We start from the raw sequence: 10,861 nt of genomic DNA, 5'->3' as shown, positions 1-10,861 counted from the left end.
ATTTAAAAACATATAATTTAATTTTAATATTGCCTAAGTGAGATTTTTTAAGGCGAGTATTACCAAATACTTATACTTTGTAGTATAATTGGGATATCTTATAGAAATGAGTGTGAGGTCATATGGAAAACGAAATTCTTAAGCAACGCGCTGTATTAGTCGGCATGTTTCAAGGACTTAAAGATGAGTTTAGTATAGAAGAATCTATGAATGAGTTAGCTGAATTAACATTGGCTGCTAATGCTGAGGTAGCTGATATCATTATTCAAAATAAAGCTAAGATAGAGGTTGCAACCTATATCGGTACTGGAAAGGTTGAAGAAGTCCGAATTGCCGTGGAGGACACGCAATCTAATATCGTTATTTTTAACGATGAACTTTCGGGATCACAAATTAGAAATTTAGAGGCACTTATTGGTGTTACGATTATCGATCGTACGGCTTTAATTCTAGATATTTTCGCAATTAGAGCTCAATCGAAAATCGCAAAACTTCAGGTTGAGCTGGCACAATTAAAGTACAGGTTACCAAGATTAATTGGTATGAATGGCAATCTGTCTAGAACGGGCGGTGGTATTGGAACAAGAGGTCCTGGTGAGCAAAAGCTCGAGCTAGACCGACGTAAAATTCAAGATCGTATTGATGAAATTAGACGACAAATTGGCGAAGCAGAAAAGAATCGTGTGGTACAAAGACAACAAAGGGAGAAAAATGAAGTTCCTATTGTGGCTCTTGTTGGTTATACCAATGCAGGAAAATCTTCGATGATGAATAAACTGATTGCATTATCCGATGAGGATGATACTGAAAGACACGTCTTTGAAAAAGACATGCTTTTTGCTACTTTAGATACCTATTCAAGAAGAATTACGTTGGATGATAAAAAAACATTTGTGTTAACGGATACAGTTGGTTTCGTTTCAAAGCTACCACACAGTTTGGTGAGTGCATTTAAAGCAACGCTGGAAGAAGCACTCAATGCGGATTTGCTCTTACAGGTTGTTGATTATTCAAATGAATACTATCCTATGCAGATGAAGGTAACGGAGCAGGTATTAAAAGAACTCAAAGCTGCTCATATTCCAATGCTAACACTGTACAATAAAATCGACAGAGCAAATCAAGTAATGGCAGCTGGTCCAGATGAAATTATGGTATCTGCTAAAACAGGTGAAAATATTGAATCCTTGATCACTGAGATTAAAAAAAGGTTGTTTAGTGATCATAAGGAAGCGATTTTTCTAATTCCTTATAATGAAGGTGCAATATCGTCTTATCTTTGCGAAACTTATAAAGTTGATGATATGCAGTATGAAGAAAATGGCACTTTAATCAAAGCAAGCGTTTCCATCGCTGATTATAATAGATATGAAGCATACCTTGTTAAGGAGTAAGTTGAGAGATGACTGGAAAAGAGAGTGTAATGAACACTTACTATCTGACAATATTAAACAGTGGACATGATGAAACAAACATTAATAAATCCCGTTTCATCGGGTACGCGACGCCAATTAATACAGAGGAAGAAGCGCAGCTTTTTATAGAAAGTGTGAGAAAAAAACATTGGGATGCCACTCACAACGTTCCCGTTTATGTACTTGGTAAAAATTATCAAGTTCAAAGATACAGTGATGATGGTGAACCCTCTGGAACGGCTGGTGTTCCAATTCTTGAAATGCTTAAAAAAGAAGAGCTAACGGACCTCTGTGTCGTAATAACCAGATATTTTGGTGGCATCAAGCTTGGAACTGGTGGATTAGTAAGAGCTTACACAGATGCTGCAAAGATGGCACTTGAGGCTTGTACCATCGTCAAACGTCAAGTGATGCATCTATTATCAGTGACCTTTGATTATACGGCACATGGCAAAATGCAAAATGTGCTTTTAGGACTTGAAAGCGTTATTATAAAAGAGACACTTTTTACGGATAAAGTCTGTATTAAACTTTATTGTCTCCCAAGTGAAAAGGTAAAATTGATTGAAATTTTAATAGAAAATACAAACGGTCAAGCATTGATATCTGAAGAGGATGATGAAACTTTAACCGTCTTAAATGGGGAAGTCGTTAGTGACCCTAGTTTTAAGACAGTCTTATAGTGGTATATATATAAGAATTCAATCGCTTACCAATTGTAAAGGAGAATAATTATGGATGCATTAATTAAATCTATGTTAGATCAAAAAAAATGGGCAGTTGTTGGTGCGACAGCAAATCAAGGTAAATTTGGATATAAAATATATCAAAAATTAAAAAGATTCGGTTATGAAGTTTACGCTGTCAATCCAATGTACAGTGAAATTGAAGGGGATAAATGCTATCCAAGTTTAGCGGATCTTCCAGTTAAAGTAGATTGTGTCGACGTGGTAGTCAACCCTGAGAAGGCATCAGAAGCATTAAAAGACGTTATGGAACTTGGTATCAAGAATATTTGGTTTCAACCGGGTACTTTTACACCTGAGATTGTTGAAGCTTCAGAAGTTGCTGGTATCAACACCGTATATTTGAATTGTGTGCTTGTAGAACTTGACAATCTTTAATGAAAGTAGTAGTTTTATATCTAAATATATCCAAAATGAGGAAGGAAAAAAATGGCGAAAACGATTGAAGAAAAAATTGAACTAACGGTTGACTGGATTCGAGAACAAGTTCGTAATTCAGGGACTTCAGGAGTCTTAGTTGGATTGTCTGGCGGAATTGACTCATCAGTAGTAGCTGGATTAATTAAAAAAGCATTTCCTGAAAATTCTTTAGGTGTGATCTTGCCTTGTAAAAGTAATCCTAAGGATGCGCAGGATGCAATTGCATTAGCAGAAGCTTTGGGGATTGATTATGTGACTGTGGATTTAACAGAAGAACATGATTTATTGATTGGCAAGATTCAAAGACGATTAGAGGGTAAAGAAGTTAAGCATGAAAGACTAGCAGATGCCAATCTGCGTGCAAGACTTCGTATGACAACGTTATATGGTATTGCCAATTCTCTTGGATATTTGGTAGCGGGTACAGATAATGCTGCTGAAATCCTTACAGGTTACTTTACGAAATATGGTGATGGTGGCGTTGACATTATTCCTATTGGCAACCTACTTAAAAGAGAAGTTTTTAATTGGGCATCACATTTAGGTGTGCCACAGCAAATCATAGATCGACCACCTTCAGCAGGACTTTGGGAAGGTCAAACCGATGAAAATGAAATGGGTACAACATATGATATGATCGATGACTATATCCTTGGTCTTGAAATTCCTGAGTCAGATAAAGATATTATTGAAAATATGCATGCAAGAACAGCACACAAACGCATGATGCCTCCTGCACCACCAAAATTCTAGCGAAGCGGATTGAATTATGCTATAATATTTTTGCATCAAATCCGAATCGAAAAGAATGGAGAGATATCGTGGGTAGAATAGGTACGATTATCAATCGTAAAGGCAAGCAAGATGCTAAGAAAGCAAAAGAATTTACAAAGTTAGGACGCTATATCATGGTAGCTGCTAGAGAAGGCGGCGGAGATCCTACTTATAACGCAGCACTTATGAGTGCGATTGAAAAAGCTAAGGCAGCAAATATGCCAAATGACAATATAGACAGAGCAATCAAAAAAGGTGCTGGCGAATCAGACGGCGCAATCTACACAGAGCTCACTTATGAAGGATATGGTCCAGGTGGTGTTGCAGTTTTAGTTGAGTGTCTGACAGACAACACAAATCGTACTGCAGCTGATGTAAGAAGCTATTTTGTTAAAGGTAAAGGCAACTTAGGCGTAAACGGTTCTGTTAGCTTTATGTTTGACAGAAAAGGTGTACTAGTAGTTGATAAAAAGGATTCAATAAGCGATGAAGCTATTGAAGAAGCTGTGATCGAAGCTGGTGCAGAGGATTTTGGTATAGAAGAGGACCACTATGAAGTCTATACGGATATTTCTGATTTTGCAGAGGTAAGAGACGCTTTATCTGCACAAGGCTATACATTTAGCATGGCAGAACTACGTTATTTACCACAGACAATGACAAAGCTTTCAAATGAAGATGACATTAAGTACATGCAAAAGCTCATTGATTTGTTAGAAGACAATGACGATGTACAAAACGTTTATCATAACTGGGAAGAATAATTTAAAAGCATCTACATTCGTGTAGGTGCTTTTTTAATAAGTAAGGATGATGATAATGAAAATACCTAAATATATGACGCAGTTTAAATGTATTGGAACCCCTTGTGAAGACAACTGTTGTGTGGGGTGGGATGTAGACATTGATGACAAAACCTTTAAAAAGTATGTTCAAATCGGCGACAAGCAATTAAAACGCGATATTAACAAGTACGTATCGATTAACCCATACTGTTATGATCCCAATGTTGATTATGCATTTATATCCTTAAACGAACAAAGACGTTGCCAATTTTTGAACTCAGATAATCTATGTCTGTTTCATAAAATCGTAGGCGAATCTTATTTGTCAAATGTTTGCGCCACCTTTCCAAGAATATACAACAGAATCGATCAAACACTTGAGTTGTCAGCGACCTCATCATGTCCAGAGGTGGTAAAGCTACTTGAAGCCGAAGAGGCAATGACATTTATTCAGGTATCAGATGAGCCGCCACGCCTTATGACCTATGAGATTTCACAAAAGGACAAACGCTACAAAGGAATGTTACCTTCGAAGCTACTTTATCTGAGAAATCTTTTAGTAAAGACCGTATTAGATCAATCTTATCCGCTTGACGAACGTATGTATAGGATCTCTAGATTAGTGATCAAAGCATTTGATGCAGAACGAAAAAATAAAATTGATCAGTTAGAAGCATTACTAGACGCAGAGGTAAATAGCCTCTTAAGTGTTTCAAAAGATACCAGAAATGGTATTTTAAAATCATTTGATTTAGGAAGTTTTACAGAACTGACTGGGAATTTTATAGAAATGCTATTACCAAGTACATCGGACAGATTTAACCAAATGGTATCTTTGGCAGAAGCATCACTTGAAAATCGCGAAATTAACCATTCTGACTATTTGAAAGAATTAGCAATGCAGGATACTCTGATTTCAAATTATTATGGCAATCAAATCTTCCGAACGTTGTTCCCTTTTACAGAGGGCAATAATGCGGATGATGCACTCAAGCTTTTCTTAGTAAGATATGGCATTTTCAAACGTCACATGCTCGGACTGAGTAACAGTAATGAGTTCAATAAAGAGAATTTGAGTAAGTACTTGCAAAGCTTTTCAAAGGTATTTGAGCATCATAAGCATTTTGAAATTGATGTTTTGGATTTTTTAAAGCAGAAAAAAATCAAATCAAATGATCTAGTTGCTATTATCATTGGTAGTATAGGATAGTTAATAAGTCATAAATTTAGAACAAAATAGTTCAAAAATATTTTAAAAATAGTAAGAATAATTGAATATTAAGTGAATCTACTAATTTTGGGGTATAGGATTACCAGTTGTATGAGCAGAACGTCAATTCTTTGTTTGATGATTAAGTCATTTAAAGTTAACCAGTTGTTTGAAGGATAATCAGTTTAAAGCAGAACCCAATAATATTGGAGGCAATTATGAGGATTTTAATTGTTGAGGACAGTAAGATCAATCAGTTCATTGCAAGAGATACACTTGTAAAGTTTGATATAGACTGTGATATTGAATATGCCCAAGATGGAGAAGAAGCACTTAATTTTATCTTTCAGGATCAGATCGATCTGGTGCTTCTAGATATCATAATGCCAAAACTGACTGGACTTCAAGTACTGGAATACTTACATGTAAGTGAAATCAAATACATGCCTAAAATTATAATGCTGACGACCATCAATGATTCAAAGACGCTCAAAGCCTGTTTTGATTTGGGTGCATCTGATTATATAAAAAAACCTTTTGAAGAAATGGATTTTATTTCTCGTATTAATTCGACTTTAAGAGAGATTGCCAATGAGAAGAAACTTAAGCAAACGGCAGAGCTATTGGAAGAGCAAAATGCAGAGCTTAAAAAGGTGAATGATACGCTTAAAGAGGCACAATATCATTTGGTGCAAAAGGAGAAATTAGTCGCTATTGGAGAGCTTGCTGCTGGTATTGCACATGAAATCAATAATCCATTGGCATTTGTAATCAGTAATTATACAAATATTAGGCAGTATGTGGATAGTTTTGAGAATTACATTAAGGATATGATTTTTAAGCTGGATCGAGAGGATGCAACGTTAGAAAGTATTCGAGTAGACAATCATTTTTATTGGAACAAATACGACATGGACTTTGTCTTTGACGATTTTCCAGAGTTAATCAATGATTCTCAAAAAGGTCTTGATCGCGTCGCTAAAATAGTAAATAGCATGCGAAACTTTGCTAGAATATCCGATGAGAATTATTTTGAGTACGTCGACCCAAACGAATTGATAGAAGAGGTACTCATTGTTGTCAATAATGAAGTGAAATACGTTGCTACAGTTGAAAAGTCATTAGCACCATGTCCTCCTGTCTTCTGTAATAAAGGTCAAATTGAGCAAGTTTTGGTTAACTTAATTATCAATGCTGCACATGCCATTAAAGGCTACCGTACAGATGGGACAGGATTAATCAAAATTAGCACCGTACCCGATCGTGATGGTGTAAGCTTAAATATTGGTGATAATGGTAGTGGGATTAAAGATGAAAATTTGAGCAAAATATTTGATCCTTTTTTCACGACGAAACCAGTTGGTCAAGGGACGGGATTGGGGCTAAGTATTTCCTATAATATCATCGTTGATAAGCATAAAGGAAAGATTAACGTCGATACAGAATTAGGCGGTGGTACCTGCTTTAAAGTATGGATCCCTTATACACAACCGATCACCGCATAGATGATAATAATTCACTGAATTGGTGGCAGTAAAAACGAATCTATAGTATATTGAATATAACTAAAAAGATACCCTCACTTTAAAGTGAGGGTATCTTGTGCATGAGGAGGCATTATGTTAAGAACCGTCGTCTGGTTTATCTATTTTTGGGTAAGCTTATTATTCTATATTCCAAGTTATTTTAAAGCAAAATCGATAAAAGATCCCTCAGAGCAAATGCAATATGCGGATAATAAGGCGAGACAATGGATGAGTTCACTGCTTAAGCTTGCTGGATGTAAAGTAGAGGTAATCGGTTTAGAAAAAATACCTAAAGATACAGCGGTGTTATTTGTGGGCAATCATCAAAGTAATTTTGATATACCATTAATGCTGACACAATTACCCAAATCAAAGGGATTTATCGCTAAAATTGAAACACTTAAAATGCCATTTGTAAGCGATTGGATGAAATTTATGAGATGTGTTTTTATGGATCGAAACGACATCCGTCAGCAAGTAAAAGGTATTTCTGAAGGGATTGGCTATTTGAAAGCAGGGCAGTCTATCGTTCTCTTTCCTGAGGGGACTAGAAGTGAGTCAGGTGAACTTGGCGACTTTAAACCAGGTGGACTTAAACTGGCTACCAAATCAGGTGTTCCTATTATTCCAGTGACCATTAAGGGTTCAATTGATCTAATGAGAAAAGGATCTTTTAAAATAAAGCCTTCAAAAGTCGTTATTATCATCTCTGATCCAATAGAGATCACTGATGAAATGAACAAAGATACCAAAGGACTAACGGAGACAATCAAAAGTGTTATTCATTCAAATTTAAATTAAATGCTATGACGTGTTCCCAAATGATAATTTTTAGGAGTGGCTTATGAAAGTTTTAATTAAAGATATTGAGATTATATCCATGTCGCCTAGTTATCCTGGTGTTTTTAAAGGTAATATTGGGATTGAGGATCAGAACATTGTGTTCATAGGTGAAGTGCCAAGTACGTTTAATGCGGATAGAATCATTGAAGGAAAGGGGCATATAGCACTTCCTGGATTAATTAATGCACACACGCACATGGCGATGTCGCTGCTAAGAAATTATGCCGATGACCTACCATTAATGACTTGGTTGAGTGAAAAGATTTGGCCAGTGGAGGCTAAGCTCACTTCAGAGGATATCTACTATGGGACGATGCTTAGTATAGCTGAGCTGATTAAATCAGGCTGTACGACGTTTAGAGATATGTATTTTCATATGGATGAAGTCGCTAAGGCAGTTGAATTATCTGGCGTTAGAGCCAACTTGGGCGAAGGCTTAATCGGCGTGGCTGACCCGGATGCAAGTGGCATCGATAAGGTTAGAAATCTTTATCGAGAATTGAATCTCGCTGCAGATGGACGAATCGTAATAGAGGTTGCGCCACATGCACCTTATACCTGTCCGGAGGCGTATTTAATAAAATGTGGTGAGCTTGCTAATGAATTAGATGTACCACTTCATATTCATCTTTCTGAAAGTCGATTTGAGGTATCTGAATCCTATAAAAATTTTGGGATGTCACCGATTCAAAAGGTGGATGAGCTAGGACTACTTAACGGTAAAACCAGTGGTGCGCACTGTGTACATGTATCAGAAGAGGACATTGAATTGCTTAGAAAAACTGGGACCAGTGTTCTGTACAATCCAAGTAGCAATTTAAAACTCGGCAACGGGTTTGCGCCCATTCAGAAAATGCTGAATGCAGGTGTCAATGTGGCTCTGGGAACGGATGGCGCTTCATCAAATAATAATCTCAATTTATTTGAAGAGATGCACCTTGCTGGATTAGTGAATAAAGGAATATTAGAAGATCCGACAGCTCTTCCAGCTTATGAAGTGCTTAAAATGGCTACGATTAATGGCGCAAAGGCACTTGGAATTGATGAAACCGTCGGCAGTTTAGAGGTTGGCAAAAAAGCGGATCTTATACTTTTAGATTTTAATCAATCACATCTTTTGCCAACACATGATTTAATATCTTTGATGGTATATTCGGCGCAAGCATCAGATGTGGATTTCGTTATGTGCAATGGGAAAATTCTATATGAAAATCGCCAAATTCTAACGTTTGATGAGCTAGAAGTTAAGGATAAGGCTTCAATAATAGCAAGGGATTTAATCAGTAGAATATAATTAGTAGAGTTTAAAAGGATGGATTTGGAGGAGAAAATGGCTGCATTTTATGCGATTCAGTTTAATGAAAATAGATTGGTTTTACTCGATCAAAGAAAATTACCTGTAACGACAGCGTACTTTGAATGCAAAACACTTGCTGAAGTGATCTATGCCATCAAGGACATGGTGGTGAGAGGTGCGCCTGCAATTGGAGCAACAGCTGCATATGGGATGTATATCGGTGCTCTTGAATTAGGGGATGAACTAGACCTTCAAAAGCTTTACGACGTGAAAGCTATATTGGACGCGAGTCGACCAACTGCGGTTAATTTAATGTGGGCGACTTCGAGAATTATGGAAAAGATAGCGTCTATTCATTCAAGCTCAGTAAATGAAATTTTAAAAGTGATAAAAAGTGAAGCAGATGCGATTTTTAATGAGGATGCGGCGTCTTGCAAAGCGATGGCTGTTTTTGGGAATACTTTGGTTGATCAAAACGATCAAATTTTAACGCACTGTAATACGGGTGCGCTTGCTACTGTGGCCTATGGCACTGCACTAGGGGTAATCAGAGAGGCACATGAAACTGGTAAAAGCATACATGTTTTTGCAGATGAAACTAGACCGAGATTACAAGGTGCAAGGCTAACCGCTTGGGAGCTAGTGACAGAAGGGATACCTGCTACACTGATTCCAGATAATGCAGCAGCGAGTTTAATCCGTGATGGAAAGATCAATAAGATCTTTGTCGGGGCAGATCGAATCGCTAGAAATGGTGACACAGCCAATAAAATAGGTACCTTTATGCTATCTGTGATCGCAAAAAGATACAATGTACCATTTTATGTCGTAGCGCCTTCTACAACTTTTGATTTAGACATTCAAAGTGGTGAAGCAATTGAGATTGAGCTAAGAGACGCTAGGGAAGTGACGCATGTTGGGGAGGAACAAGTTGCACCTAATGGCATTCACGTCTATAATCCTGCCTTTGATGTGACGCCGTATGAGTTTATTACTGCAATTGTTACTGAAAAGGGGATATTATACCCACCTTTTACACAGTCGATTTTAGATAAGTTAATTGAGGAATAAGTGATGAGAAAAGCGATTATTGGTGGAACAGGTATATATGGATTAAGTTCAGAGGTTGAGCAGAAAACGGTTGAGACCCTCTATGGTACAGTAGAATGCGATTTGATTCGAGTTGGCAACCAAGAAATCGTGTTCCTAGCGCGACATGGAAAGGGACATAGTGCACCGCCTCATAAAATCAACTACAGAGCGAATATGATGGCTTTAAAGCAGCTCGAAGTTGATGAAATCTATGCGACGTGTGCGGTAGGTTCGATGAACCCTGCTTTCGAACCCGGTGATGTGGTCGTCATTAATGATTTTTTAGATTTCACAAAATCCAGAGTCCAAACCTTTTATGAGGGTGGTGATACTAAAGTGGCACATGTTGAGATGACACAGCCGTATTGTCCAAATTTAATCGATCAATTTATAAATGCCGTTTCTTTAACGGATATGACTTTTAAAGGTGAAGCCGTTTATGTATGTACTGAGGGGCCAAGGTTTGAAACCGCTGCAGAGATTAGAATGTATCAAAAGCTTGGTGGCGATGTTGTTGGCATGACCAATGTGCCTGAGTGCGTCCTTGCAAAAGAACTGGGTATGTGTTATTCTGCTTTAGGAATCATCACAAACTGGTGTACTGGGATTGAAGGCGTACAAATAGAAGGGCATGTGATTGATGAAGCGATGGGAAAGAACAAAGAATCTTTAACACAGCTTTTTATAAAACTTTTAACGCAAGGATCAAGCGAGGTTAAGTGTCGCTGTGATCAGTCATTGATAATCCTTTAA

General features: G+C 37.3%; 11 protein-coding genes. All 11 read left to right on the top strand.

The genetic code is table 11. The features are described 5' to 3' along the window. Nucleotides 1-122: 122 nt before the first annotated feature. The 11 genes from hflX (at nucleotide 123) to AC4PID_RS02560 (ending at nucleotide 10,861) form a co-directional block, all read left to right on the top strand. The gene (gene hflX, locus AC4PID_RS02610) at nucleotides 123-1,394 is read left to right on the top strand and encodes a GTPase HflX (protein WP_492134036.1); all 1,272 of its coding nucleotides are present in this window, start codon (nucleotides 123-125) and stop codon (nucleotides 1,392-1,394) included. A gap of 8 nt (nucleotides 1,395-1,402) precedes the next feature. Then, the gene (locus tag AC4PID_RS02605) at nucleotides 1,403-2,098 is read left to right on the top strand and encodes a YigZ family protein (RefSeq protein WP_492134035.1); all 696 of its coding nucleotides are present in this window, start codon (nucleotides 1,403-1,405) and stop codon (nucleotides 2,096-2,098) included. A gap of 51 nt (nucleotides 2,099-2,149) precedes the next feature. Continuing rightward, entirely contained in the window at nucleotides 2,150-2,539 is a 390-nt protein-coding gene (locus AC4PID_RS02600) for a CoA-binding protein (RefSeq protein ID WP_492134034.1), read from the top strand. 51 nt (nucleotides 2,540-2,590) lie between these two features. Next, nucleotides 2,591-3,334 carry an NAD(+) synthase gene (gene nadE, locus AC4PID_RS02595; RefSeq protein WP_492134033.1) on the top strand — a complete coding sequence of 248 codons (744 nt, stop codon included), beginning with the start codon at nucleotides 2,591-2,593 and terminating at the stop codon, nucleotides 3,332-3,334. 68 nt (nucleotides 3,335-3,402) lie between these two features. After that, nucleotides 3,403-4,119 (top strand): YebC/PmpR family DNA-binding transcriptional regulator, encoded by a 717-nt coding sequence (locus AC4PID_RS02590; protein WP_492134032.1) that lies wholly within the window; start codon nucleotides 3,403-3,405, stop codon nucleotides 4,117-4,119. 55 nt (nucleotides 4,120-4,174) lie between these two features. Beyond that, on the top strand, nucleotides 4,175-5,350 hold the full coding sequence (gene fliB / locus AC4PID_RS02585) for a flagellin lysine-N-methylase (RefSeq protein WP_492134031.1): 1,176 nt from the start codon (nucleotides 4,175-4,177) through the stop codon (nucleotides 5,348-5,350). A 218-nt stretch (nucleotides 5,351-5,568) separates the two neighbouring features. Then, entirely contained in the window at nucleotides 5,569-6,855 is a 1,287-nt protein-coding gene (locus tag AC4PID_RS02580; protein WP_492134030.1) for a sensor histidine kinase, read from the top strand. A 114-nt stretch (nucleotides 6,856-6,969) separates the two neighbouring features. Beyond that, nucleotides 6,970-7,677: a lysophospholipid acyltransferase family protein gene (locus AC4PID_RS02575; RefSeq protein WP_492134029.1), complete on the top strand. Its 708-nt coding sequence runs from the start codon at nucleotides 6,970-6,972 to the stop codon at nucleotides 7,675-7,677. Between the two features lie 43 nt (nucleotides 7,678-7,720). Then, nucleotides 7,721-9,013 carry an amidohydrolase gene (locus AC4PID_RS02570; RefSeq protein ID WP_492134028.1) on the top strand — a complete coding sequence of 431 codons (1,293 nt, stop codon included), beginning with the start codon at nucleotides 7,721-7,723 and terminating at the stop codon, nucleotides 9,011-9,013. Nucleotides 9,014-9,049: 36 nt separating this feature from the next. Beyond that, nucleotides 9,050-10,087, top strand: a complete 1,038-nt coding sequence (gene mtnA, locus AC4PID_RS02565) for an S-methyl-5-thioribose-1-phosphate isomerase (protein ID WP_492134027.1) — start codon at nucleotides 9,050-9,052, stop codon at nucleotides 10,085-10,087. 3 nt (nucleotides 10,088-10,090) lie between these two features. After that, entirely contained in the window at nucleotides 10,091-10,861 is a 771-nt protein-coding gene (locus AC4PID_RS02560) for an S-methyl-5'-thioinosine phosphorylase (RefSeq protein ID WP_492134026.1), read from the top strand.

The organism is Fusibacter sp. QWL-12, assembly GCF_058683495.1.
The sequence above is the reverse complement of the archived record's forward strand: the minus strand, read 5'-3'. Positions and strand labels throughout refer to the sequence as shown.

What these genes read in the sequence shown, in the direction of transcription:
- AC4PID_RS02600 (WP_492134034.1), top strand. Translation starts at nt 2,150, where the DNA reads ATGGATGCATTAATTAAATCTATGTTAGATCAAAAAAAATGGGCAGTT.
- AC4PID_RS02560 (WP_492134026.1), top strand. Translation starts at nt 10,091, where the DNA reads ATGAGAAAAGCGATTATTGGTGGAACAGGTATATATGGATTAAGTTCA.
- nadE (WP_492134033.1), top strand. Translation starts at nt 2,591, where the DNA reads ATGGCGAAAACGATTGAAGAAAAAATTGAACTAACGGTTGACTGGATT.
- fliB (WP_492134031.1), top strand. Translation starts at nt 4,175, where the DNA reads ATGAAAATACCTAAATATATGACGCAGTTTAAATGTATTGGAACCCCT.
- hflX (WP_492134036.1), top strand. Translation starts at nt 123, where the DNA reads ATGGAAAACGAAATTCTTAAGCAACGCGCTGTATTAGTCGGCATGTTT.
- AC4PID_RS02575 (WP_492134029.1), top strand. Translation starts at nt 6,970, where the DNA reads ATGTTAAGAACCGTCGTCTGGTTTATCTATTTTTGGGTAAGCTTATTA.
- mtnA (WP_492134027.1), top strand. Translation starts at nt 9,050, where the DNA reads ATGGCTGCATTTTATGCGATTCAGTTTAATGAAAATAGATTGGTTTTA.
- AC4PID_RS02605 (WP_492134035.1), top strand. Translation starts at nt 1,403, where the DNA reads ATGACTGGAAAAGAGAGTGTAATGAACACTTACTATCTGACAATATTA.
- AC4PID_RS02580 (WP_492134030.1), top strand. Translation starts at nt 5,569, where the DNA reads ATGAGGATTTTAATTGTTGAGGACAGTAAGATCAATCAGTTCATTGCA.
- AC4PID_RS02570 (WP_492134028.1), top strand. Translation starts at nt 7,721, where the DNA reads ATGAAAGTTTTAATTAAAGATATTGAGATTATATCCATGTCGCCTAGT.